Origin of the sequence: Rhodoluna limnophila (assembly GCF_005845365.1) — a bacterium.
GTDB classification, from domain to species: Bacteria; Actinomycetota; Actinomycetes; order Actinomycetales; family Microbacteriaceae; genus Rhodoluna; species Rhodoluna limnophila.
The window spans coordinates 1,188,653-1,213,103 of record NZ_CP040509.1 but is presented as its reverse complement, the minus strand read 5'-3'; the positions used below and the strand labels follow the sequence as shown (position 1 = coordinate 1,213,103).

The window sequence follows — 24,451 nt, the reverse complement described above, 5'->3', positions numbered from 1 at the left end:
CTAGGCGAGCGCCTCGCGAATTGGGCGGAACTTGAGTTCAGTCTCCGCCAACTCAGCTGCCGGGTCTGATGCCGCCACAATTCCGCAGCCGGCAAATGCGCGAATCTGGCGCCCTGAAATCTGTGCCCCACGAAGTGCAATTGCCCACTCGCCGTCGCCATCCGCACCAATCCAACCAACTGGTCCGGCATAACGGCCTCGATCGGTGCCCTCTAGTTCATCAATCAATTCGCGCGCAGTTTCGGTGGGAGTTCCGGCTACTGCGGCTGTTGGGTGCAGTGCTGCTGCCAAGTCCAACACCGATGCCTCTTCGTGCAAAACTCCGTGAACATCGCTGGCTAGGTGCCAAAGGTTTGGCAGAGCCAGGCTGAACGGCTTTGCATCGGCATCGACCCGCTCACAAAAAGGCGAGAGCGATGCCACGAGTGAGTTCACTGCGAAGGCATGCTCGTTTTTGTTTTTCTCCGAGCTGGCCAAGGCTGCCGCAATTGCCTGGTCAACGCCCGGATCCGTTCCGCGGCCCGCGGTTCCGGCAAGCACTCGAGCAGAAACTTGTCCGTGAGAAACCCTTACCAATAGTTCTGGCGAGGCCCCAAAGGTGCCGTCTACCGAATACACCCAGCAGGTTGGGTAGCTTTCGGCCAACCGAACCAGTGCCGGACGAATGTCAAAAGCCGAAGGAAGTTTGGCAACCAAGTCGCGGGCCAAAACTACTTTTTCGAGTTTGTGAGCAGTAATACTTTCAACCGCTTGAGCCACCGAACTCTTGAATTTTTCGGCCGAAACCGCGCCAGACACAAAGGCAATCGGCTCGTTTGGTAAGTAGCTGGTTGGTGTTGGCCAAGTAAGTTCGTCATCGCCATCTGCGGTACTTGAGTTGCCGTCGGCCTCGCCTGCAACTGCGATGCTGGTCAGCCAGCCGCGGCCATCTCGAAGCCCCAAAACCATGCGCGGAACAATCAGAACGCTCGGGGTCTCACTGTTGTCAGAGAAAGCAAATGACCCAAAGGCCACCAGACCGGTTCCAGGAATTTGCATCGGGTCGGTGATGGTTGCCTCGGCGACGAGGGTCTTCCATTGCTGAGACAAATCTTCAAATCTGTTTTTTCCGGCCGCAGCAACCAATCGGGTGCTCTGACCGAAACCGATAATGCCGCCATTTTCACGAATAAAAGTGAGTGGATTTTCGGGAAGTTGGGCCAAAAGATTCTGCGGGGCATTGGCAAGCTCGACGGTCGAAACTATAAGTTTCATGCCGACCTTTCTATGCTGAGCGTTATCTGTGAACCTGCTGAATGGGCTGGAATGCCACGATGGCGCTGGGTATCTTTGGAATACACCGTCTCAAAAATCCTAAGCCCGTTAAGGAGGGTAAGAATGCGTAAGCCTAAGTTGCTTGCCATCATGCTCTCTGGGTTTCTAGTCATGGCCGGCATCGTCGCACCTCAGGCGGCATTTGCTGATCCGGCTGTACCGGCTGTCGATAACCCAAACTCCAGCATCTTCAGTACTGCTAGCGAAGACGAAGAAGAGAACGAAGACGAGGCTGAGGATGAAGATGATGAATCTGAGGACGAAGTCGACGAGGACGAGCAGGAATCCGAAAAGGGCTATGGCGTTCGGCCAGTAAAACCAAAGCGCCCAAAGGTGGTCGATGACCCGGACACCGTAATCGACGAGAGCTTGGCGTTCACCACATCTGAATTGAACGAACTTCGAACCAGGTTCGGCAGTGCGGACGCCATGGAATTGCCGCCGCTACTGGTTAAGCCCAAAGTTGGCGGTGGGTTTCAGGTGCAGTCTGAGACAGCCAACCTGACGGAAGAGCCCGAATTGGGGCAAAACATCAACCTCGAAAATATTTCGCGCCGACATGAGTCGCCGGCCGCCGAGTTTATTGAAAAGGCGCAAGTTGGTCTTGTGGCAATGGGTGCCGGAGCGATTGCACTCGGTGCTGTGGCAACCACTCGAGCAGTGCGTGCCCGAAAGAATAAGTCTGAGGACTATTTCTACGGCGAATCTGATTAGCCCTTAGGTATTGCCGGCATTCCGGCATAATTTAGCGCCAATTAGCGTGGGTAGGATTGACCTGTGAGCAAAGCAGATTTGGCCAAAAAGCCTGCCGAAGTAGCCGCAATGTTTGACGTTGTGGCCCCAACCTATGACCTAACCAATGCACTCTTGTCTTTTGGTCAAGACCGTCGTTGGCGATCAGTGGTTCGCGAATCAGTTTTTCCGCAGAGTGGCCAGAAAATCCTAGATCTTGCAGCAGGTACCGGTGCATCATCAGTGGCCTTTTTGGATGAAGGCGTAAAGGTAGTTGCTGGCGATTTTTCAGAGGGCATGTTGGCCGTTGGTCGCAAGCGTCACCCAGAAATTGAATTTGTATTTGCTGATGCAACAAAGCTGCCTTTCAAAGATGCCGAGTTTGACGCGGTTACTATTTCTTTTGGCTTGCGCAACGTAGTTGACGTGAAGCAGGCGCTTTCTGAGATGTACCGGGTAACCAAGCCGGGTGGCCGCATTGTGATTTGCGAATTCTCAACCGTGCCAAATCCAATCCTGCGCCCTCTCTACGAGTTTTACCTCAAGCGGGTTTTGCCTGCGTTCTCAGCTATCTCGACCAAGGCGCCCGAGGCCTACGGGTACCTATCAGAGTCAATCTTGGCCTGGCCAAACCAGCGCGATTTAGGTCTGATGGTTTCTGCGGCTGGCTATGAAAACGTGGCCTACCGCAACCTAACCTTTGGCATTGTTGCGGTTCACCGCGGCTTCAAGCCAGTCGCAAAAAAGACTGCACCGAAGAAAGCTAAAAAGTGAGCCGTATTTCTCTACCCAAGCAACTTCGCAAAGTAGCCGACCGCGCGCTACTGAAGTCTCTTGAGTCTGGCCTCGAGCTGGTCGAAGATGGTCTGTTGGCAGCAACTGCTCACGCCGACAAAATTGCTGGCGCTTCGGCACGACACCTGGTTGAGGCCGGCGGCAAACGCGTGCGCCCAACCTTGGTTTTGCTTGCGGCTCAACTTGGTGATGCCACTAAACAGGATGTACTTGATGCTGCCGTTGTGGTTGAGCTTACGCACCTGGCAACTTTGTACCACGATGACGTAATGGACGATGCCCCGACTCGTCGCGGTGTTCCAACCGCGCAAATGGTGTGGGGCAATTCGGTTGCCATTTTGACCGGAGACCTACTGTTTGCTCGGGCATCGCAGGTTGGTTCTCACCTCGGTCAGGCATCTTTGACTCTGCAGGCCGATACTTTTGAGCGCCTGTGTCTCGGTCAACTGCACGAGACCATCGGTCCAAGTGAATCTGAAGATGCCACCGCGCACTACATCCAGGTGATGGCCGATAAGACCGGATCTTTGATTTCTGCTTCTGCACGTTTGGGCATCATGCTCTCTGGTGCGCCAGCGGAATATGAAGAGCCGATGCGTGTTTTCGGCGAGAAAATCGGTGTGGCATTTCAGCTGATTGACGACGTAATTGACATCTCAGAGGCTGGCCCATCTGGCAAAACTCCGGGCACCGATCTTCGTGCCGGCGTGCCGACCTTGCCGGTGCTTTTGCTGCGCAAGGCTGCTGCTGCCGGAGACGTTGTGGCGTCTGACCTGATTGATTTTATAGACTCAGGTCTCGAAGATGATGCAAAGTTGGCCGAGGCTCTGGTGCGCTTGCGCGGCCATGAGGTGGCCGAACTTTCTTATCTCGAGGCAAAGCGTTGGGCTGATGAAGCCATCGATGCTTTGGCACCGCTGCCGAACGGTTCGGTGAAGTCAGCGCTCGAGCAATTTGCTCAGGCTGTAGTAGAACGCACCAACTAAAGGCAATTGAATGGCAATAACTAAAGCGCGCGCAAACGAGGCACGCAACGCAATCACTGCAATTTTCTTTATTCAGGGAATTGTTGGAGTAACTCAGATCCCTAGAATTCCCGAGTTGATTGAGCAAGTTGGCGCAAACTTTGGCGTTTGGGGGCTAATCACAGGTCTATCTGGGCTTGGTGGCATGCTTGGTTTGCTTTTCGCCACCCCTCTAATTGCAAGGTTCGGAACCCGCGATGTAACTATCGTTGGTGGTTTTGGTCAGGCGCTCATGGTGGCCGCGCTTATTTTTGCTCATGATCCAATTGCATTTTTGATTTTCAGCGCCCTCGGTGCGCTCAGTGGTAGCGCATTGAACATTGGAATTAACTCTCAATCGGTTGCTCTTCAAAAAGCAATGAACCGCGTAATCATCGGTCGCTTTCACGCAGCGTGGAGCATTGGCGCCACCATCTCTGCGGTGCTGAGTGGAATATTGGCAACCTTCATGCCGCTTTGGATCCACCTGTTGTTGGTTCCAGGGCTTGGTGCAATTTCGCTCATCATCTTTGGCCGAGGTTTGCTGGTAGCAAAAGAAGATGGCCATGGCACAGGTCAAGTGGTAGCAAAGAAGTCATCGTTCTTCAAGATGCCAGGACAAGTGTGGTTACTTTCTGCAGGTTTGTTTGCTGGAGTGTTTGGGGAGTTGGCCATGATGGACTGGTCGGCCGTGTATTCAAAGAATGTCTTGTTGCTAGATGCCGGTCGCGGCGCAATTCCTTACGCTGCGTTTTCAGCGGCCATGATTATCGGCAGGCTTTCAATAAACAAACTCGGCAATAAGTGGCACATCAGTTCTGTTGCTCGAGTTGGCGCTTTGATGGCGGGTTCATCCTTTGCGGCTGGAATTTTCTTGAGTTCAACCTTGGCAAACACTAATCAAGACTTGGCACTGGTTCTAGCGACAATCTTCTTCTTTATTGCGGGCCTCGGCAGTGCACCAATGGTTCCTTCGTTCTTTAGTGCCGCCGGATACGTGAAGGGTTTGAATACCGCACAAGTTCTTGCGCGCATGAGTTTCATGAACTCAATTGCCGTGATGGGTGCCAAGTATTTGATGGGGGCACTGGCCCTCAACGTTGGTTTGACGTTGGCGTTTGTCTTCCCAATTGTCACTAGCTTGCTAGCCGGAATTATCGCTGGCGTAGTTGCCAAGCGAGCCAAAGTTGGAGATGAACTAGCTTCGGCTTATCCGGCTACCGGCGCCATGGCAATAGCTGAAGACTGACCAAAATTTGTGTAGTGCCGACAGTTCACAAACTCCTAGCGGAAGTTAGTGAACTGTACGTCGATGTCAAGGTCTTTGCCCTTCAGCAGCGCCATTGTTGCCTGAAGGTCATCGCGGCTCTTTGACTGAACGCGAAGTTCATCGCCCTGAATCTGTGACTTAACGCTCTTAGGGCCTTCTTCGCGAATGATCTTCGAGATCTTCTTGGCCTGCTCTTGGTCGATGCCGTTCTTCAGCTCGCCCTCGATGCGGTATTCCTTGCCAGATGGGTACGGCTTGCCGTCAACAAAGCTCTTTAGTGAGATTCCGCGCTTGACTAGCTTTGACTGAAAAACGTCAAGAACAGCCTTGACGCGCTCCTCGCTAGAAGCCTTCATCAGAATCTTCTCGCCGCTCCAGTCGATTTCTGCACCTACGCCTTTAAAGTCGTAGCGCGATTCAATCTCTTTCTGCGCTTGCATGAGAGCGTTGTTTGCTTCTTGCTTGTCTACTTTGCTTACGATGTCGAATGTTGAGTCAGCCATAACCTCAGTTTACCGAGGGTCGGCACATCCTGCGCTTAGGCCTCTACCGCCGGGCGGGCCGTGCTTGACCTAACCATTAGTGAAACCGGCCACTCGACTGCCTCAGAGCGGTTCTCGCGGGCATCATCATCGGCTTGGTTCAGCAGTTCAAGTAGCCAAACCGTGGCCTCTTTGGCCTGTTCGCGAACACGCTGGTTCACGGTGCTCAGTCCAAAGAACTCCGATAGGTCGTGGTTGTCGATTCCGATGATCGAAATATCTTGAGGAACCTGTAGGCCCAAATCTTTGACGGCCATAATGGCACCGATCGCCATCTCATCAGAGTTACAGAAGATTGCTGTCGGGGCATTTCGAGGGTCACCCAAAAGCTGCTTGGTTCTAAAGAATGCGCCCGGAATCGTGTAGTCGCATTCCATTCGCCATGCAGGCACGTGACTGATTCCGGCATCCTTCAGCGCATCCAAGTGTCCGAGGGTACGCTGGTTTGCTTGGTTGAACTCGAGGTCAGAGCCGCTGTAGCCACCAAGGTTGGCAATTTTGCGGTGGCCCAAAGAAATCAGATGTTCGGTGGCCAGCTTGCCCGCGTTGAAGTCATCCATGGCCAGGCTTCGAGCGCCTGCAATGTGCCCACCGATGCCCAGCACCGGGCGCTTCTGCCGGTTCACGATTTCAAGTTCCTCGGCGCTCAGGTTCACCGCTAGCAGAATCAGGGCATCCACGCGCTTGCGGCCCAAGAAGTCCTTGAAGATCTTCTCGCGCTGAATTTTTCCGCCGCTCAAGTTGTAAAGGGTCAGGTCGTAGCCGTGCTCAATCAAAGTTGATTCCATCGACTCGAGCATGGTCGAGAAGAACCAGCGGTCAACGTAAGGCATGATTACACCGATGTTGCGGTTGCGCCCAGTTGCGAGCGTGTAGGCCGAGTGCGAGGCTACGTAGCCAAGTTCTGCCGCGGCTGCCTCTACCTTTTGACGAGTCTTTTCAGAGACATGCGCCTTGCCGGTTAGGGCGCGCGAAACGGTAGCGGTTGAAACTCCTGCAAGTTTTGCAACGTCTTCGATGCCTGCCATGTCTACCCTCTGTAAAAATTGGAAAAAATGTAAATCGGTAGGTAAAGATTGTCAGAAGCAGGAGTCTCTTGCAAACTGACGCATCGATTTCCCACGTGCCAAGAATTGGGCTAAACTAAGCAGGCACGTTCGTCTGGCTGATTACAGGCAGCCGAGGGTGCATCTGGCTAGTTACCCAAGCGGCCAAAGGGATCTGACTGTAAATCAGCCGGCTCAGCCTTCGGGGGTTCGAATCCCTCACTAGCCACACTAAAAACCCGCCCAACAGGGCGGGTTTTTGCGTTCGTGGCTCAAAGCGCTGTCCACGTGAGCGGCAGGCAGTTTCAAATCGTGGCCAGGAAATTAGTCGAATATCCAGCAAAGGGTAGTCTTAAACGGTTAGCTGCAAATATTCAGAACCGGAGACACAGCGTCGTGAACGAATCAGTCATTTATTACACCATCACCGACGAAGCACCAGCGCTCGCTACTGCTTCTCTCTTGCCAATCGTGCAGGCCTATGCCGCTGCAGCAAACGTCAACATTGAGACTCGCGACATCTCACTTGCCGGTCGCATCCTGGCTGTCTTTGCAGACCAGCTCACCGAGAGTCAGCAAGTTGGCGACGCCCTAGGTGAGCTAGGCGCACTTGCCAAGACACCAGAGGCAAACATCATCAAGCTTCCAAACGTCTCGGCTTCTATCCCGCAGCTAAAAGCCGCTATCTCTGAACTTCAGGCACTGGGCTACAACGTTCCTGATTATGTCGATGAGCCAACTACCGATGCCGAGCGCGATGCTCGCAGCCGCTATGACAAAGTCAAGGGCAGCGCAGTAAACCCAGTTCTTCGTGAAGGCAACAGTGACCGCCGAGCACCGCTCTCGGTCAAGGCCTATGCTCGCAAGCACCCTCACGTAAACAAAGCATTTGCTGCAGGTTCAAAGACTCGCGTGGCGACCATGGGTCAGGACGACTTTTTCTCAAACGAGAAGTCGGTTGTTTTGGCACAGGCTGATGTTCTAGAAATTCGCCACACTGCGCTCGATGGCACAGTAACCGACCTAAAGAAGGGCCTAAAGGTTCTTGAAGGCGAGATCATCGACGCAACTTTTATGAACTCTGCGGCGCTTGACGAATTCTTGGCTGAGACACTCGAGCAGGCAAAGCGCGACAACGTGCTTTACTCACTGCACCTGAAGGCAACCATGATGAAGGTGAGTGACCCAATCCTGTTTGGTCACGCAGTGAAGACTTTCTTTGCCGGGGTATTTGAGAAGCACGGTGCAGCTCTTGCGGCTGCCGGCCTAAGCGCAAACGATGGCCTAGGCACAATCTTGGCTGGCTTGGCGAGCGTTGCTGGTGGCGACGAGATCGCTGCCGATTTTGATTCAGCGCTTGCTCAGGGTCCGCGCGTTAGTTACGTGAACAGCGATAAGGGCATCACTAACCTGCACGTTCCATCTGACGTCATCGTGGATGCCTCAATGCCGGCACTGATTCGCAACGGTGGCAAGCTCTGGGGTATCGACGGTTCAGAAGATGACACCCTTGCAGTAATTCCAGACTCTTCTTACGCAGGCGTATACCAGGCCACCATCGAAGACGTGATTGAGAACGGCCCACTCAACCCAGCAACTATCGGCTCAGTGCCAAACGTCGGCCTTATGGCTCAGGCGGCTGAAGAGTATGGCAGCCATGACAAGACTTTTGAGATTAAGACCGCTGGTCGCGTGGATGTAATCAACGCTGCCGGCGAAGTTCTGATTTCACACGAAGTCGGCCAGGGTGACATCTGGCGTGCAACCCAGACCAAAGACGAGCCAGTTCGTGACTGGGTGAAGCTTGCCGTCACACGTGCCCGAGCCACTAACGTTCCGGCTATTTTCTGGCTAGATGAGGCTCGTGCTCACGATGCAAACTTGATCGCCAAAGTAAGAAAGTACCTTGCCGACCACGACACTAACGGTTTGACTATCGAGATCATGGAGCCGGCAGCGGCTACCAAGTACTCGCTAGGCCGCATCCGCGAAGGCCTAGACACAATCTCGGTTACCGGAAACGTTCTGCGCGATTATCTAACCGACTTGTTCCCAATCCTTGAGGTTGGCACCAGTGCCAAGATGCTCTCGATTGTTCCACTGCTCAATGGTGGCGGCTTGTTCGAGACCGGTGCTGGAGGTTCTGCCCCTAAGCACGTTCAGCAATTCGTCGAAGAGAACTATCTGCGTTGGGACTCACTAGGTGAGTTCTTTGCGCTCGCTGCATCACTTGAGCACCTTGCCGTGACCACAGGTAACGCCAAGGCGCAGGTTCTGGCCGACACGCTTGACCGCGCAACCGGAAACTTCCTCGAGGAAGACCGCTCGCCAGGTCGCAAGATTGGCACCATCGACAACCGCGGAAGCCACTTCTACATCGGTCTTTACTGGGCGCAAGAGTTGGCCAAGCAAACTGCTGATGCAGAACTTGCCGGTAAATTCACTGCCTTGGCAAAAGACCTGACTGACGCCGAAGGCAAGATCGTTGACGAGCTAATTGCAGTCCAGGGCAAGCCAGTTGACATCGGTGGCTATTACCGTCCAGATGCGGCAAAGGTTGACCAAGCCATGCGTCCTTCAGTCACACTTAACGAAGCGCTAGCAGCTCTCTAGATCCAGAGGTTTTGCTGGGAAAACCAGGCCAGCCAAGGGATGCCCAGAATCAGGTTCACGGGAAAAGTGACCCCGAGAGCTGCGGTTGTGAATAAGCCCTGGTTTGCTTCGGGCAGTGATAACTTCACTGCCGCTGGAGCGGCTATGTAGGAGGCGCTGCCGCAAAGCAGGCCAAAGGCAATCGATCCACCCTGACTCATACCGATTGCCTGGGCAGTAAAGACACCGATTGATCCGGCTATAAACGGAAACATCACGGCAAACGCAACCAACCCGATGTCCATTGATTTTGCCTTCCGGATGCTTTGGCCTGCTTGAATTCCGAGCTGTAGTAAAAAGATTGTCAGCATTCCAGAAAACAGGCTGCCGAAAAACGGCTCAACCTTTTCGAATCCAGTCGCACCGGTGATAGCGCCCAGAGCAATTCCGCCAACCAACAGCACGATTGACTTACCGGTGAACACTTCGCGCATCATGGGTTTCAGCGAGTGTGATTCACTCCCTTGTTTAGCAAGGAGAATTCCAACAGCCAACCCCGGTACCTCCATGACCGCAAGCAAAGACGGCAAGAACCCCTCGAAGGTTAATCCGGCTTGTTCGATAAAAACCAAGCCGGCCGTAAAAGTTACCAGGGAGGTTGATCCGTAGTGTGCTGCCAAGGCGCCCCGGTTCATCCGGCTTAGGCGGGTTATCCGCCGCAGAACCACGAATGCCAATAGTGGGAGTGCGATGCCGAGCGAAATCGACAGGAGCAGGGGTAAAACGATCTCGTTGAGTGGAGCTGTCCGAAGCGCCACCCCTCCTTTGAGGCCAATAGCAAGCAATAGATAAATGGAAATAAAGTCAAAAATTTGCTTTGGAATCGAAAGTTGGCTGCGCATTACAACTACCAAAAGCCCAAGCACAAAGGCCAGAACAGGCGGGGAGGATAGGTTGGCTAGGGCAAGTTCGAGCGTTTGCGGCATGCATTTCTTTCCTTGAGAAAATTTGACAAGAAATACAATACAAGAAAAACTATTCAGTAATTACTTTTCAACTTAAGGACGGGGCGGCCATGAACGTCGAACTATGGATGTGGCTTTCGGTTGTTGGGCTTATCATTGCCATGCTGTTGGTAGACCTATTCGCACACCGCCACGCTCATGAAATAAAAGTAAAAGAGGCAGGTCTCTGGTCGCTGTTCTGGGTCATTATCGGAGTGCTTTTTGGTGTGGCAATCTGGGTTGGCTTCGGGGCCGAGTATGGCCAGCAATACTTTGCGGGACTTCTGATTGAAAAGTCGCTGGCCGTCGACAACGTATTTATCTGGGCAATTATTTTCGCCAGCTTTGCGATCCCAAAAAAATACCAGCACCGCGTTCTATTTCTCGGAGTCCTTGGTGCACTTGTCTTCCGCGGGCTGTTTATTGCAGCCGGTGCCGCGATACTCGAGAGTTTTGCTTGGGTGCTTTATCTGTTTGCTGCCTTCTTGGTGTTCACCGGAATCCAGATGCTCAGAAAACGCGGAGAACATGAAGATCCTTCTAAGTCCGCCTTTTACCTTTGGTTCTCAAGGGTTGTGCCTTCGACCACCGAATACCACGGTCAAAAGTTGGCCATCCGAGTCAATGGGAAACTCGTAGCCACCCCGCTACTTATGGTCTTGGTCCTGGTCGAGTTCACCGACATAGTCTTTGCCGTCGACTCAATTCCGGCAATTTTTGCTGTTACTTCCGAACCGTTCCTAGTGTTCACGGCAAATGCGTTCGCGATTCTTGGGCTCCGAGCCATGTACTTTCTGCTGGCAGACTCCATGCACAGGTTCATTTACCTCAAAGTCGGCTTGGCGTTTGTGCTCATTTGGGTGGGTATCAAAATGGCTCTACATGACTTCGTAAAGATTCCAACACCGATTTCGCTGGGCGTAATAGTTCTTATCTTGTTCATTGCAATTGCGGCAAGTTTCCGGGCAACCCGTTCAAAGCAAATTGAAGTTGAGAAGGAATCTCGATAGACAATAGAACTATGGCTAATTGGACCTTTCTCACCCACCATGGGCACGTTCTCGTGGCGCTTGTGCAAACACCGGACCTAACCATTGATCAAATCGCTGCCAAGGTTGGTATAACCTCGAGAGCCACCGCTGGAATTTTGAACGACTTGGTGGCTGCTGGCTACGTTGTTAAGGAAAAGGTGGGTAGAAATAACACCTACCTGGTGAATGGCCAGATTCCTATGCGGCACCCACTCAATGAGAAGGCCAACGTTGCCGAGTTACTTGCACTCTTCCAGTAAATTACTGGGATGAATTGTCGCTGCCTTTTGCTTGAGGATAGTGCGCAAGAATTTGCGTGCTTTTGATGGATAGGCGGAAAAGTGCAAAACCCTCAGCTACCCTCTGAACTTCGCGACATTTTTGATTCGGTCAAGCAGTTAATTTCGAACAACAGCACCGGATTTGGCGCAAAAGACACAGTCGTCAAAGTTGCCCCTGAGGCCCTGCAAAACTCCATCCTTGCGGCCCTTGCCTCAGGTGACAAAAACTTAGCCCAGATTGTGCGAGCAATCGGTGTAGCCAGTGGCATGGCTTTGAAGCCTTCAGACGGCGCAGTTTCTTTGGAGCTCGACTCACTAATTGAGAGTTCTTTGGTTGAGTCGCAACTAGTTGAGGATCGCAAGATTTACAGGCTCACCGAAGCTGGCTCTGATCGTCTAGCTACTCTCGAAGAGTCAGCTGATTCTTCCGAAGGTGAAGATGCCGTTGCCGACCAAAATCGCAAAGGCGCTTCGGACTGCAGCAGCAACGTCCTCGCAGCTTCGGCCAAGTTAGCTAACGCGGTTTCGGGAATCACTCAAAGTGGTGACCGCGATCAAAAGCTGCGGGCAACTCAGCTGATCGATGAGGTAACCCGAAAGCTCTACAAGATTTTGGCTGAAGACTAAAAAAGATGCCCTCTGATTCCGCTTTGGTAACCGCCCAGACTTCACACTCTCTAAAACGGCGTTACCGAAGAATTCTCACGTTCGCAGCCATTGCGCTCGCGCAAACTTGGTGGTTTGAGTTAGTCCTGCCAAAATTTGGCCTCAAGAAGCGGGTTGCTAAGAGCCGCACTCGAAGGCTGCAGAAGCTGGCCCGCAAATTTAGGGTTTTGGCTGCCGACCTCGGTGGCCTTGTTATCAAGGCAGGCCAGTTTCTTTCCGCGCGCATCGATGTTTTACCGGTAGAAATCACTCGCGAGCTTGAGGGTTTGCAAGATGAAGTTGCCCCCGAACCTTTTGAGTCGGTGGTCGCGCAGATTGAGGAGCAACTTGGCCTGCCGCTAACTGTGGCGTTCGAAGAATTTGCGAATGAACCTATCGCTGCAGCCTCACTCGGTCAGGCATATCGTGCCAGGCTCTCAGCAGGTCTGGCCGGAGATCTTGGTTTCGCCGAAGTCATCGTTAAGGTGCTGCGACCGGGTATCGATGATGTTGTCGCTGTGGACCTCAAAGCCATCAGAAAAGTTGGCTCGTGGTTATCTCGAATTCGGTTGGTTAATCGGCGTGCCGATGCCCCAGCCCTGGTTGAAGAGTTTGCCTTCACCTGCCTGCAAGAGATCGACTATCGAGTTGAAGCGCAGCACCTTGAGCGCTTTGCGGCTGACTTTTCCGGTGACCCTTGGGTAGCAACGCCGACCGTGATTTGGGAGCGATCGGCGCGAAAAGTTCTGACCCTGAGTAATGTCGCGGCAATTAAGATTTCTGACGTTAGTGCCCTTGAATCCGCCGGGATTGACTCAAATAAGGTTGCTGCTGAACTAGCGAGAGTTACGTTTCAGCAGATGTTCGTTACCGGCTTTTTTCATGCCGACCCACACCCGGGGAACATCTTCGTGACTCCCCAGGGGTCCGGCTCATCGGTTCCCTTCACGCTAACCTTCATCGATTTTGGAATGATGGGTGAAGTCAGCGAGGTTCTCAAGCAGGACCTTCAAACGCTCCTGTTTGCGCTAGTTGCCAGAGATGCCCGAGGCTACGTCATGGCCATTCAGCGCCTTGGAGTGTTGCTGCCAACCGCCGACACTGTTCAACTTGAGCGCGCTGTATCAGCCCTGTTCGACCGATTCGCCGGGCTTGGAGTTGCTGACCTCACCAAGACCGACCCTCGTGAGCTTAGAGATTTTGCAATCAAGTTCAATGAGATTCTGCGCACATTGCCGTTTCAAATGCCCGAGAACTTTTTATTGCTTTTCCGCAGCATATCTTTGATTTCTGGCGTCACAAGTGCTCTCAACCGCGACTTCAACATGTGGGATGCCGTTGACCCGTTCGCTAGAACTTTGCTCAACGGTGGCGCCAGTCGCACGTTTGGGGCCGCCGGCCGCCAGCTGCTATCAACGCTAACCACCCTAGCCAGCCTGCCACAGCGCCTCGACGCACTGATTTCACGCGTTGAAAACGGTGATCTGGTGACCAGGAATCCTGTACTTGAGCAAAAAGTTAAATCGGTTTCGGCAAGCAGCACAAGGCTGACAATCGTGATTGTTTTGACTGCGGCGGTGGCGCTCGTTTTGAATCTGTGGTGAAATGTTTGTTAAGACAAACACCTAGTCAACGATGACTAGAGAGCGGCGCAGATGTCACAGATTGAATTCACCACCCGCAAATGGGTTAGGCCCGAAGACCTAAATGCAAACGGCACCCTATTTGGCGGTAGTTTGCTGAAGTGGATTGATGAAGAGGCCACGATTTACGCAATCTTGCAACTTGGTAATCGCAGAGTAGTTACCAAAATCATCTCTGAGATCAATTTTGTTGCCTCGGCCATCGAGGGTGACCTAATCGAAATGGGTCTGGTAGCCAACAAATTTGGCAACACTTCAATAACCATGCGGGCCGAGGTTCGCAACATGATCACTCAGAAAAACATTCTTACGGTGGATCACATTGTTTTTGTTGGGCTTGATGAGTTTGGTCGACCAGTTCCCCATGGGCACACGTCTGTCACCAACGATCGCGACCGGATTCCGACCCACTAAATCGCCGGGTGAACAACTGGCAAACATTGACTTGTCGCAGACCTAAAGGTGCAAAACTTGAACTGCGATAAAGAGAAAAGAGTTCGAGTTGTCAGATAAAAAAGCATCCGTCTTGTTTGTATGCGTTCACAACGCAGGTCGTTCACAGATGGCCGCAGGTTACCTACAGGCACTTGCCGGTGACCGAGTCGAGGTTCGTTCTGCAGGTACTGCGCCAAAGAACGAGGTAAACCCATCAGCTGTTGCAGCGATGCTTGAAGAGGGCATTGACATCAGCGCCAACACCCCAAAGGTCTTGAGCGACGAAGCCGTCAAGGCATCGGACTACGTAATCACCATGGGCTGTGGAGACACCTGCCCGTTCTTCCCAGGGAAGACCTACCTTGACTGGGTGCTAGATGACCCAGCGGGTCAGGGAGTTGAGGCGGTTCGCCCGATTCGCGACAAGATCCGTGCGCACATCGAAGAGCTAATTGCAGAGATCGACCAGAAGTTTTAGTCAGCTAAGTAGTTTTGAAGAGCCCACCAGCGATGGTGGGTTTTTCAGTTTTAGAGCCAAGGACTAGTCTGAAAACGTGGCCGGAAGTTCTGCCCGATGAGAAGAGACAAAGTGTCAAATTTGAAACCATCAGTAATGTTTGTTTGCGTACACAATGCAGGCAAGTCTCAAACCGCAGCAGCCCTAATGCGGCACATCGGTGGTGATGATGTTGACGTTTATTCTGCCGGCACCGCACCTGGTGAGCAGTTGGCTGCTGATGCCGTTGCCATGCTCTCAGAGATCGGCATTTCTACCGCAGACGAGCACCCAAAAACTATTGACCCTCACCTATTTGAGTCGGTTGACCGAGTTATTGTTCTGGGAACCGAGGCCAAGGTTGCACCTACCCCAACGATGAAGGGGAATGTTGAGGTTTGGCCAATTGTTGAGCCTGCAGAACAGGGAATCAAGGGAGATGAGCGTGCACGGCTTATTCGTGACGACATCATTGATCGAATTCTTGAGCTCGCAGAACAGCTTGGATTAGCCGAATAAATCTATAAATCGGCGCCAGCCAGAACTAAATAACTTGAAGGGGAACCAACAATGAACGGTTTAATCAGTTTCATCACCGGCCGAAAAACAGCTTGGGTAACCCTGCTGCTTGGTCTTATTTTTGCTGGCCTAGCCTTTGGTCCGCTCAAAGCTGCTTCCACTGAAACCAACCCGGGTGTTGGTTTGCCGGCAACTGCAGAATCTGTAATTGTTGATGAAAAGCTGGCTGAACTGCCTGGTTCAGATTCAACCGCTGCCGTAATTGTCTATGCCTCTGATTCAGAGTTTTCAGAAGAAGCCATTACCTGGTTGCAAGGCACTTTTGACCCGATGGCGGGGATGCCGACCGGTGGTGTGAACGAAAAGTTTTTGGAGTTCACCAACGCTGAGCTGAACGGTTCGGCATTTGTGCCACCGGCTCAGATTTCCGATGATGGCAAAGTTGCTGTTGTCACGGTTCCGCTCGAAAAGTCAGACGAGACTGAGGTCATCACCGACCGAGTTGCTGAACTACGTGAGATTGCCGATGACGGTGCTCCGGCGGGAATCGATGTTTATGTAACTGGGCCTGAGGGTTTCCAGGCGGACATCGCCGGAGTATTTGCCGGCGCTGACTTTACGCTATTGCTATCAACCGTTGTGGTCGTGGCCGTCTTGCTGCTCATCACCTACCGCAGCCCAGTGCTTTGGTTGATTCCGCTTTTGGTAGTGGGCACCGCTGATGGAATGGCGGGCCAGTTGGCTCGTCAGGTTGCCAACCTGTTTGGCATTACCCCTGATGCATCGGTAACCGGCATTCTTTCTGTTCTGGTTTTTGGTGCGGGTACAAACTACGCGCTGCTACTGATTGCTCGCTATAGAGAAGAACTGCTCGGCATCGAAGACCGTCACGAGGCCATGGCCAAGGCCCTGCGCGGCGCTGGCCCAGCGATCATTGCATCGGGTGGAACAGTAACCCTCGCACTCCTTACCCTCAGCTTTGCCGACCTAGCCGGTAACCGCGCACTCGGAATTGTCTGTGCCACCGGTGTTGTCATTGCCATGATTTCTGCTTTGGCTGTCTTGCCAGCGGCACTGGTTGTCTTTGGGCGCGGTTTGTTTTGGCCATTCGTTCCAAAGTTCGGTGGCGTCAACAAGAGTGACTCAGGTCTGTGGGCCAAGTTGGGTCGCGGTGTTAGCAAGAAGCCGGTGGCAGTTTCTGTAATCGGTGTTTTGATTCTTGGAGCACTTGCCGCCGGCGCTGGCGGAATTCAGGTTGGTCTTTCTAGCTCAGACCGCTTCTTGAAGACCCCTGAAGCTGTGGTGGGTTCTGAGGTTTTGGCCGAGGCGTTCCCGGCAGGTTCAACCTCGCCAACCATCGTGGTCAGTAATCTCGACAAAGCCGACAATGTTGTTGCAGCGGCACTGACCGTTGATGGCGTTGCTTCGGCAGAAGTCACGGCGTCAAACGACTCAATTGCGCGCATTGACGTAATTCTCGACGGAGCAGCACAATCTGAAGAGGCAAATGCTTCAATCATTGCTCTTCGCGAAGTTGTGGGCAACGTTGATGGTGCCGACGCCGCCGTGGGTGGCCAAGATGCGCAAGCCCTTGAGGTCAAAGAGGCTTACGCTCACGACCAGCTAATTGTGATTCCGCTGATCTTGCTGCTGGTCTTCTTGGTGCTAGTTCTTTTGCTCCGGGCCATCGTGGCACCTGTTCTGCTGTTGGTTACAGTCGTTGCATCTTTCTTTGCATCGATGGGCGCCGGCTGGTTCTTGTTCGTAAATGTATTCGGATTCCCGGCTCTTGACCTAAGCGTATTCCTATACAGCTTTTTGTTCTTGGTCGCCCTCGGTGTTGACTACAACATCTTCTTGGTAACTCGCGCAAAAGAAGAAGCCGAACTCTTGGGAACCAAGCAGGGCATGATCAAGGCGCTGAGCTCAACCGGTGGGGTAATCACCAGCGCGGGTATCTTGCTCGCAGCGGTATTTGCCGTACTCGGTGTGTTGCCACTCGTGGCGCTGGCTCAAATCGGTGTGATTGTTTGCATCGGTGTGCTTTTGGACACCTTGTTGGTACGTACCGTAATTGTGCCGGCGCTGGCTTTTATGACCAAGAAGACTTTCTTCTGGCCATCAAAGAAGTACCAAGACTAGCGGTCGATAAATGGCCAAGCGGGGGAGTGAGGCAGCGCGGACTGGCTCACGCCGCCCGGCTTGGCTAAGTCGCAACCTGTTTGCCATCTCGTGGGTGTCTCTGCTGCAAGATGCTGCCAGCGAAATGCTTTACCCCTTGATGCCGATATTTTTGAACTCGGTGCTTGGTGCACCGGCTGCAATTGTCGGGGCCATTGAGGGTGCTGCCGAGGGCGCTATGTCACTTACCAAACTGGCCTCGGCATGGATAAACCGCTGGGTGCCCCGCAAAGTAATGGTGGCGGTTGGTTATGGCGGCGCAGCGCTCGGAAAGTTCATCATTGCCTTGGCTGGCGCTTGGCCCGTGGTCATGATTGGTCGTGTGGTTGACCGCCTTGGCAAGGGTCTGCGGTCTGCTGCCCGAGATGCAATTCTGGTGCAAGGAGTTGATTCGCGGGACCGCGGCAAAGTGATTGGCTTTCACCGGACCAGTGACACTTTAGGTGCCGTAATCGGCCCAGCCCTGGCCCTCGCGTTGCTATCTCTGTTTGATGGGGACCTTAGAAGTGTTCTGTGGATAGCGGTTATTCCGGCTGTGCTGTCAACCGCTGCTGTCTTTTTCATCAAAGACAACGATTTTGAAAACCGCCGCCAACCCAGGCCGCGCAAGCCTCGCAAAATTGCTGCGCCCGCGGCTGCCTCGAAATCCTCCACCGGTGCTCAAGGGACACTCGCGCCCAAACTAAAACTCTTGATTTGGATGCTGGCAATCTTTTCACTGGCTAACTTTCCGGATGCCCTGATTTTGCTTCACCTGAGCCAAGAGGGTTTTGAAGTCACCGAGGTCGTGGGCCTTTACCTGCTGTTCAACATTGCCTATGCCTCAATGAGTTTTCCGTTTGGGTTACTGGCAGACCGCATGAAACCACAACACGTTTACGCCCTCGGTCTGGTTTGCTTCTCAATTGCGTACGGAGGCTTTGCGCTCACCAGCGACAAAACCTTTTCAGCCCTGCTGGTAATTGTTTACGGTGGCTTTGCTGCCGCCAACGATGTGGTCGGCAAGTCTTGGGTGTCTCGCATCGCCCGCGATAATCAGCAGCTTCTGGTGCAATCTAGGCTTCAGGGTCTGAGTGGCCTGGGGTTGCTGGTTGCCGGAATCTGGGCCGGTTTGGCGTGGAACCTTGGAGATGGGTTAGGCACCACCCCGCTGCTCATTTCGGCAGCCTTCGGATTAGTCGCCGCCGCAGTGGTTTCAAGAACCAAACTCGGTGGCTAGCTAATCCGCAGCCAAACGGTTTGATCGGCAACTAGGTCGTGGCCGCTTGTCATGCCATGCAGGCTAGACGCGCTAATCTCTCCGGCTGGCAAGGCAATTGGTTCGTGGCCAAAGTTGTGCACCACCAGGATGTCACCGTTGCGGTAGCCGAGGGAATTCTCGCTAACAAACTCGGGCGCCCAATCAAAGGATCCCTCACCAAGCCCAAGTCGGCGGCGCGTAGCCAACCCGTGCTTGTAGAGCTCGAGAGTTGAACCAGCCACGCCCTCCTGACGGTCGCGTGCGTACTCGGCGTAAATTTCTGGTTGAGGCAACCAAGCCTGGCCAGTGCGGTTGAAGCCATTGGCCGCACCCAAACCTGACTCCCATGGGAGTGGCACTCGGCAGCCATCACGACCAACTCGCTTGCCCGAGGTGCGGTAGAAAGTTGGGTCTTGTCTAAACTCGTCAGCCAGTGTGGTGTGCTCCGGCAGCCCAAGTTCTTCACCTTGGTAAAGGTAGGTCGACCCAGGTAGGCCAAGTACAAACAGGGTTGCGGCTCTGGCTCGGCGCAAGCCTAGTTCGCGGTCTGGCTGAGGATCGTTTGGCCCGATGCCATCTGATGCGGTTGGGCGGCCCTGGACGCCACCCATTCGGGTTGCGTGGCGAATGATGTCGTGGTTTGACAGCACCCAGGTGCTCGGGGCGCCAACGCCATCGAAGGCCTCAAAAGACTCATTGATCGAGTTGAAAAGAATCTCTGGCTTCCACTCGCTGTCCAGAAACCTGAAGTTGAAAGTCTGGTGGAATTCATCTGGGCGCACCCACAGCGCCATAAATGAAAGCGGTAACACGTATGCCTCGCCGCACATGGCGCGCTCGCCAGGGTAGCTGTCAAGAATTTTGCGCCATTTTCTAAAGATTGGGTGCACCGAGTCCTGAAACCACATCGGCGGAGATGCTTCGCCCTCGATAAATCCGGCACCGGCTCGCTCCACGTCGGGGTGGTCTGGCAATCCTTCTGCTTTGCCCATAGCGTGCGGTTGGTCGACTCTAAATCCGTCCACGCCGCGGTCAAGCCAAAAGCGCAAAATTGCTTCGAACGCTTCCTCTACCTTTGGGTTTTCCCAATTTAGGTCTGGCTGCGATGAGTCAAATAGGTGGCAGTACCACTGGCCTGGGGTGCCGTCCGGGTTGGTGGTTCGTGTCCAAGCTGGGCCTCCGAACATCGATACCCAGTTGTTCGGCGGAAGGTCTCCCGAAGCCCCACGACCATCTTTGAAGTGGTAGAAGGCGCGCTCCGGAGACCCTTCTTCGCTAGCCAAGGCGGCCTGGAACCATCGGTGCTGGTCACTGGTGTGATTGGGCACTAGATCAACCAAAACGCGTAGACCCAACTCATGGGCCCGGGTCAACATGTCATCAAAGTCAGCCAGGGTGCCGAACAGCGGGTCAACATCGCAGTAATCACTTACGTCATAGCCCGCATCTTTTTGCGGCGAGCGCATAAACGGAGACAACCAAACAGCATCAATGCCAAGTGCCGCCAAAGACCCCAATCGAGAGGTAATGCCCGGCAAATCACCCATGCCGTCACCATTTGCATCAGCAAAAGAGCGTGGGTAAACCTGATAAATCACTGCCGAGCGCCACCACTCCTGCCCATAACGTGCAAGGTGGCGGGCTCCTACGGTTGTGTCCAGTGTCATGTTAGAGCTTGATCCAAACGGTCTGGTCGTGCTCAAGTTCACCCTCGATGCTGAGGTCGTGCTGAGTGGTAACCAAAATTTCACCGGCTGGAACCACAACGGCCTCAGGGCCAAAGTTGGTCACAACCAAAACTCCGTTATTGACGTAGGCCAGGGTATTTTTGTCCTGATACTCGTCAGCCCAGCGGAACTGGCCTGAGCCAAGACCAAACTGGCGGCGTTCCTTTAGCAGGCGCTTGTAAAGTTCGAGCGTTGATCCAGCTACGCCCTCCTGCAGGTTACGAGCAAACACGCGGTAGTTTGCAGGCTGCGGTAGCCAAGATTCTCCGGTGGTGTTGAATCCGTTTGAAGCGGTGGCGTCAGCAACCCAAGGCAGCGGCACGCGGCAGCCATCGCGGCCAATGCGCTCGCCGTTGGTGCGGGCATAGGTAGGGTCTTGGCGGTACTTACCCTCTAGTTGCCATGCTTCCGGCAGGCCAAGTTCTTCTCCTTGGTAAAGGTATGAAGAACCAGGTAGACCCAGCATGAAAGAGGTTGCTGCACGTGCACGACGCAGACCCAGGGCTTCATCTGGCATTGGGTCAGTTGGGTGAATACCGTCACCAGGGCGCGGGGTGTTTTCAGGTGCAATACCAAGTCGGGTTGCGTGGCGGATGCCATCGTGGTTTGAAAGCACCCAGGTGCTTGACGCGCCTACCTTGCCGTACTCAACGATTGAGTCGGTGACAATCTTCTTGATTGCTTCTGGCTCGTATGCGCTGTGCATGTAGTCAAAGTTGAATGACTGGTGGTACTCATCTGGTCGGACCCACATGGCCAGTCGCGGTAGTGGGCTCATTGATGCTTCGGCGCACATCGCGCGGTCGTCAAACTCATCGATTACACGACGGAATCGACGAATGGCATCGTGAACTCCCGGCTGGCCCCAATACGGAACAGCAAGCTCGGCTTCATCCATGGTGAGGTTAGAAATTGAGCGCTCACGAAGGTTTTCGTCATAGATGGTTGCGTCTGGCAAACCGGCACGCTTGACCATGCCGTGAGCAACGTCAACGCGGAAACCGTCTACGCCCTTCTTGAGCCAGAAGCGCAAAATCTCGTCAAACTCATCGGCAATCGCTGGGTTCTCCCAGTTCAAATCTGGCTGTGATGAATCGAATAGGTGAAGGTACCACTGGCCCAGAGAACCATCTGCCTCAGTGATTCGAGACCATGCTGGTCCGCCGAAGATTGACTGCCAGTTGTTTGGAGGCAGTTCGCCGTTAGCGCCCTTGCCGTCTTTGAAGTGGTAGTAACCGCGCTCGACTGAACCCGGGGCGGCGGCTAGTGCTGCCTGAAACCATGCGTGCTGATCACTGGTGTGGTTTGGCACGATGTCAACGATGATGCGAATGCCAAGAGATTTTGCCTTGGCCAACAGAACGTCAAAATCCTCGTTGGTGCCGAAGATTGGGTCAATCTGGCGGTAGTCACTGATGTCGTAACCGGCATCTTTTTGAGGGCTCTTGAAGAACGGGCTAAACCAGATTGCGTCGATTCCCAAAGTTGCCAGTGAATCCAGCTTCTCGGTGATGCCCGGAAGGTCACCAATGCCATCACCGTTTCCGTCAGCAAAACTGCGTGGGTAAATCTGGTAAATCACTGCTGAGCGCCACCATTCGGCTTGCTCGTTGTTCTGGGTTAGAAAGGTCGCGTTAGTCATGAAAATAACTTTAGTGATGCATTAAGTTTGGTTTGCCTCCAAGCGCGATTTAGTGCTAAAGTCTTCTGGTGCCTGGCGCAAGCCTATGGTGCAGCGCCCCGATAGCTCAGTGGTAGAGCACTTCCATGGTAAGGAAGGGGTCGCCAGTTCAATCCTGGCTCGGGGCTCGAAACAAAAAATAACCAGTTACCGCAAGGTAATACCCGGCTGGGTAGCTCAGGTGGTTAGAGCACACGACTCATAATCGTGGGGTCGCGGGTTCGAGTCCCGCCCTAGCTACCAAAAGTTTTACACCTCCTAGACTCAAAGTCCCAGGAGGATTTTTTATGTCTTCCCTCGCTTCTGGCCGCCAGCAAATTTGGCAAACGCTAGATACGCTTAACCCGTGGTAAATCCAAATGTGCAGGGCAAGAAGTATCCGGCAACCAATCCATACTTGGTTGGCCGCGAGAAAATCCGCGAATTCGCCCACGCGGTCAAGTCAACTAACCCAATGAACCTCGATGTATTTGCTGCGCAAGCTGCCGGATACAACGACGTGATTGCTCCGCCAACCTTCGCGGTTGTAATCCAAGAGCGCTCATTGGCAACAGTTCTTGCCGATCCTGAGGCTGACATCGATTTCAGTCGTGTGGTTCACGGTGACCAGCGCTTTATTCACGCTCGGCCTATTGTTGCCGGAGATGAGCTGGTGAGTCAGCTTGAGGTAGCCAGCGTAAAGTCACTCGGCGCGCACTCAATGGTGACTTTTGAAACCAAAATTTATGACGTAGATAAAGAGTTGGTTTGCACCGCAATCTCGACCCTTGTGGTTAGAGGAGACGAGTAAATGACTCACATAAACATTGCCTCGCTAGAGGTTGGCCAGGTTATTGGCACCACCGAATTTTTGCTCACCCGTGATTCTTTGGTCCGCTACGCCGGTGCCTCAGGTGACTTCAACTCAATTCATTACCGCGATGACGTTGCGGCTTCAGTTGGCCTACCTGGCGTGCTGGCTCACGGCATGTTGACCATGGGTGCAGCCGTTCAGGTTGCGGTTGATTGGGTTGGCGATGCCGGCCGTATTGCCGACTACCAGGTGCGCTTCACCAAGCCGGTTGTAGTTGACCCGGTTGACGGTGCTGTGCTGGTTGTTACCGGCAAGATTGGCGCCATCGATGAAGAGAATCGTTTGGTGCGCATCGACCTAACCGCGGTTTTCAACGAGACCACGGTTTTGGGTAAAGCACAGGCACAGGTGCGCATTTAATGGCACCTCAGCCGCTTAGCGAGCTAACCACCATTCGAGTCGGAGGGGTTCCAGCTGAAATTTACGAGGCAAAAACCCGCGATGACCTAATTGAGCACACCCTCGGTGTTTGGCGTTCGGGTGATGACTGGTTGATCCTTGGCGGCGGCTCAAACATGGTCGTTGCCGACGACGTCTCAGAGCTTCGGGTTATCAAAGTTGCCAATCTCGGTATTGAGCCGGTTCGCTCTCGCGAAGATGGCCGAGTCGTTATCCGGGTTCAAGCCGGTGAAAACTGGGATGCCTTTGTGGCTCACACTATTGCCCAGGGACTGGCTGGCGTTGAGGCGATGAGTGGTATTCCGGGGACCGTTGGCGCGGCTCCGGTTCAGAACATCGGTGCCTATGGTCAAGAGCTAAGCGACTGCCTAGTGCGCCTTGAATTCTTGGATTACGAAACCCACGAATTGGCAATTTTGGAGGCCAAAGACCTTCAGTTTGGTTACCGTGACAGCGCAATCAAGCGTGGCCGCCCGGGTGTAATTACCTGGGTTGAGTTTGAATTACAAGATTTGGGTGGGCTCAGCCGCCCGCTCTATTCAACCCAGATTGCCGCCGATCTTGGTGCTCAAATGGGTGAGCAGGTTCCTCTAATGGAAGTCCGTAACAGCGTGCTCAAGTTGCGAGCCAATAAGGGCATGGTGCTCAGTGATTCTGACCCAGATTCAGTCAGTTGTGGCTCATTTTTTACCAACCCAATGGTCAGCGATTCTTTTGCTCGCACCCTGCCAGAATCGGCTCCGCGCTATGAAAATGAAGACGATGACGGTCTGACAGTAAAGCTTTCGGCTGCTTGGTTGATTGAGAACGCGGGCATCGGCAAGGGTTTCAGAATTGCCGGCTCTAAGGCAGCGATTTCTTCGAAGCACACTCTCGGAATTGTGAACACTGGGGGAGCAACAGCCGCAGAGATCATTCAGTTGGCGCAGTTTGTGCAGACTCAGGTCTCGAATAAGTACGGCATCAACCTGGTTCCTGAGCCAAACTTGATCGGGTTATTCGATTAATTCGGCAAATAAAA

At 53.4% G+C, this 24,451-nt stretch carries 23 protein-coding genes and 3 tRNA genes; 20 read left to right on the top strand and 6 right to left on the bottom strand.

Annotation, left to right across the window (positions count from 1 at the left end):
* Entirely contained in the window at positions 1 to 1,254 is a 1,254-nt protein-coding gene (locus tag FFA38_RS05890) for an isochorismate synthase (RefSeq protein WP_138315849.1), read from the bottom strand.
* Between the two features lie 123 nt (positions 1,255 to 1,377).
* Between FFA38_RS05890 and FFA38_RS05885 the strand changes: the two genes are divergently transcribed.
* From FFA38_RS05885 to FFA38_RS05870, 4 genes are all read left to right on the top strand, one after another.
* The gene (locus FFA38_RS05885) at positions 1,378 to 2,028 is read left to right on the top strand and encodes a hypothetical protein (RefSeq protein ID WP_138315848.1); all 651 of its coding nucleotides are present in this window, start codon (positions 1,378 to 1,380) and stop codon (positions 2,026 to 2,028) included.
* A gap of 63 nt (positions 2,029 to 2,091) precedes the next feature.
* The gene (ubiE, locus tag FFA38_RS05880; protein WP_138315847.1) at positions 2,092 to 2,820 is read left to right on the top strand and encodes a bifunctional demethylmenaquinone methyltransferase/2-methoxy-6-polyprenyl-1,4-benzoquinol methylase UbiE; all 729 of its coding nucleotides are present in this window, start codon (positions 2,092 to 2,094) and stop codon (positions 2,818 to 2,820) included.
* Positions 2,817 to 3,827 (top strand): polyprenyl synthetase family protein, encoded by a 1,011-nt coding sequence (locus tag FFA38_RS05875; protein WP_138315846.1) that lies wholly within the window; start codon positions 2,817 to 2,819, stop codon positions 3,825 to 3,827. Before ubiE ends, FFA38_RS05875 begins: the two co-directional genes overlap by 4 nt.
* 10 nt (positions 3,828 to 3,837) lie before the next feature.
* Positions 3,838 to 5,094: an MFS transporter gene (locus FFA38_RS05870; protein WP_138315845.1), complete on the top strand. Its 1,257-nt coding sequence runs from the start codon at positions 3,838 to 3,840 to the stop codon at positions 5,092 to 5,094.
* 35 nt (positions 5,095 to 5,129) lie between these two features.
* On the opposite strand, the gene FFA38_RS05865 is transcribed toward FFA38_RS05870, so the two are convergent.
* Together FFA38_RS05865 and FFA38_RS05860 are read right to left on the bottom strand one after the other, a co-directional pair.
* Entirely contained in the window at positions 5,130 to 5,618 is a 489-nt protein-coding gene (locus tag FFA38_RS05865) for a YajQ family cyclic di-GMP-binding protein (RefSeq protein WP_138275833.1), read from the bottom strand.
* A gap of 35 nt (positions 5,619 to 5,653) precedes the next feature.
* Positions 5,654 to 6,685, bottom strand: a complete 1,032-nt coding sequence (locus FFA38_RS05860; protein ID WP_138315844.1) for a LacI family DNA-binding transcriptional regulator — start codon at positions 6,683 to 6,685, stop codon at positions 5,654 to 5,656.
* A gap of 165 nt (positions 6,686 to 6,850) precedes the next feature.
* Here FFA38_RS05860 and FFA38_RS05855 point away from each other — a divergent pair.
* Together FFA38_RS05855 and FFA38_RS05850 are read left to right on the top strand one after the other, a co-directional pair.
* A tRNA-Tyr gene (locus FFA38_RS05855) sits at positions 6,851 to 6,932 on the top strand.
* Between the two features lie 167 nt (positions 6,933 to 7,099).
* Positions 7,100 to 9,316 (top strand): NADP-dependent isocitrate dehydrogenase, encoded by a 2,217-nt coding sequence (locus FFA38_RS05850; protein ID WP_138315843.1) that lies wholly within the window; start codon positions 7,100 to 7,102, stop codon positions 9,314 to 9,316.
* Here FFA38_RS05850 and FFA38_RS05845 read toward each other — a convergent pair.
* Positions 9,313 to 10,281: a sodium-dependent bicarbonate transport family permease gene (locus tag FFA38_RS05845; RefSeq protein WP_138315842.1), complete on the bottom strand. Its 969-nt coding sequence runs from the start codon at positions 10,279 to 10,281 to the stop codon at positions 9,313 to 9,315. The two genes, FFA38_RS05850 and FFA38_RS05845, sit on opposite strands and share 4 nt — an antisense overlap.
* An 89-nt stretch (positions 10,282 to 10,370) precedes the next feature.
* Here FFA38_RS05845 and FFA38_RS05840 point away from each other — a divergent pair, with 89 nt between their 5' ends.
* The 9 genes from FFA38_RS05840 (at position 10,371) to FFA38_RS05800 (ending at position 18,749) form a co-directional block, all read left to right on the top strand.
* Positions 10,371 to 11,309, top strand: a complete 939-nt coding sequence (locus FFA38_RS05840) for a TerC family protein (RefSeq protein ID WP_138315841.1) — start codon at positions 10,371 to 10,373, stop codon at positions 11,307 to 11,309.
* A gap of 11 nt (positions 11,310 to 11,320) precedes the next feature.
* Entirely contained in the window at positions 11,321 to 11,590 is a 270-nt protein-coding gene (locus tag FFA38_RS05835; protein ID WP_138275828.1) for a helix-turn-helix transcriptional regulator, read from the top strand.
* A gap of 81 nt (positions 11,591 to 11,671) precedes the next feature.
* Entirely contained in the window at positions 11,672 to 12,238 is a 567-nt protein-coding gene (locus FFA38_RS05830; RefSeq protein WP_172956021.1) for a PadR family transcriptional regulator, read from the top strand.
* 5 nt (positions 12,239 to 12,243) lie between these two features.
* On the top strand, positions 12,244 to 13,860 hold the full coding sequence (locus FFA38_RS05825) for an ABC1 kinase family protein (protein ID WP_138315839.1): 1,617 nt from the start codon (positions 12,244 to 12,246) through the stop codon (positions 13,858 to 13,860).
* 51 nt (positions 13,861 to 13,911) lie between these two features.
* Positions 13,912 to 14,313 (top strand): acyl-CoA thioesterase, encoded by a 402-nt coding sequence (locus FFA38_RS05820; protein ID WP_138315838.1) that lies wholly within the window; start codon positions 13,912 to 13,914, stop codon positions 14,311 to 14,313.
* Between the two features lie 88 nt (positions 14,314 to 14,401).
* On the top strand, positions 14,402 to 14,812 hold the full coding sequence (locus FFA38_RS05815; RefSeq protein ID WP_138275823.1) for an arsenate reductase ArsC: 411 nt from the start codon (positions 14,402 to 14,404) through the stop codon (positions 14,810 to 14,812).
* 111 nt (positions 14,813 to 14,923) lie between these two features.
* A complete protein-coding gene (locus tag FFA38_RS05810) occupies positions 14,924 to 15,349 on the top strand; it encodes an arsenate-mycothiol transferase ArsC (RefSeq protein WP_253786147.1) in 426 nt (141 codons plus the stop codon).
* 51 nt (positions 15,350 to 15,400) lie between these two features.
* The gene (locus FFA38_RS05805) at positions 15,401 to 17,491 is read left to right on the top strand and encodes an MMPL family transporter (protein ID WP_138315836.1); all 2,091 of its coding nucleotides are present in this window, start codon (positions 15,401 to 15,403) and stop codon (positions 17,489 to 17,491) included.
* A 10-nt stretch (positions 17,492 to 17,501) separates the two neighbouring features.
* Entirely contained in the window at positions 17,502 to 18,749 is a 1,248-nt protein-coding gene (locus tag FFA38_RS05800; RefSeq protein WP_138315835.1) for an MFS transporter, read from the top strand.
* Here FFA38_RS05800 and FFA38_RS05795 read toward each other — a convergent pair.
* On the bottom strand, positions 18,746 to 20,437 hold the full coding sequence (locus FFA38_RS05795; RefSeq protein WP_138315834.1) for a glycoside hydrolase family 13 protein: 1,692 nt from the start codon (positions 20,435 to 20,437) through the stop codon (positions 18,746 to 18,748). The two genes, FFA38_RS05800 and FFA38_RS05795, sit on opposite strands and share 4 nt — an antisense overlap.
* A gap of 1 nt (position 20,438) precedes the next feature.
* Positions 20,439 to 22,139 (bottom strand): glycoside hydrolase family 13 protein, encoded by a 1,701-nt coding sequence (locus FFA38_RS05790; protein WP_138315833.1) that lies wholly within the window; start codon positions 22,137 to 22,139, stop codon positions 20,439 to 20,441.
* Positions 22,140 to 22,234: 95 nt separating this feature from the next.
* On the opposite strand from FFA38_RS05790, the gene FFA38_RS05785 reads away from it, so the two are divergent.
* The 5 genes from FFA38_RS05785 (at position 22,235) to FFA38_RS05765 (ending at position 24,437) form a co-directional block, all read left to right on the top strand.
* Positions 22,235 to 22,306, top strand: a tRNA-Thr gene (locus FFA38_RS05785).
* Between the two features lie 38 nt (positions 22,307 to 22,344).
* Positions 22,345 to 22,421 (top strand) — tRNA-Met (locus FFA38_RS05780).
* 103 nt (positions 22,422 to 22,524) lie between these two features.
* Positions 22,525 to 22,968 carry an FAS1-like dehydratase domain-containing protein gene (locus FFA38_RS05775; RefSeq protein ID WP_138315832.1) on the top strand — a complete coding sequence of 148 codons (444 nt, stop codon included), beginning with the start codon at positions 22,525 to 22,527 and terminating at the stop codon, positions 22,966 to 22,968.
* The gene (locus FFA38_RS05770; RefSeq protein ID WP_138315831.1) at positions 22,969 to 23,391 is read left to right on the top strand and encodes a MaoC family dehydratase; all 423 of its coding nucleotides are present in this window, start codon (positions 22,969 to 22,971) and stop codon (positions 23,389 to 23,391) included.
* Positions 23,391 to 24,437 carry a UDP-N-acetylmuramate dehydrogenase gene (locus tag FFA38_RS05765; protein WP_138275816.1) on the top strand — a complete coding sequence of 349 codons (1,047 nt, stop codon included), beginning with the start codon at positions 23,391 to 23,393 and terminating at the stop codon, positions 24,435 to 24,437. Before FFA38_RS05770 ends, FFA38_RS05765 begins: the two co-directional genes overlap by 1 nt.
* The last annotated feature ends 14 nt before the right edge of the window (positions 24,438 to 24,451 follow it).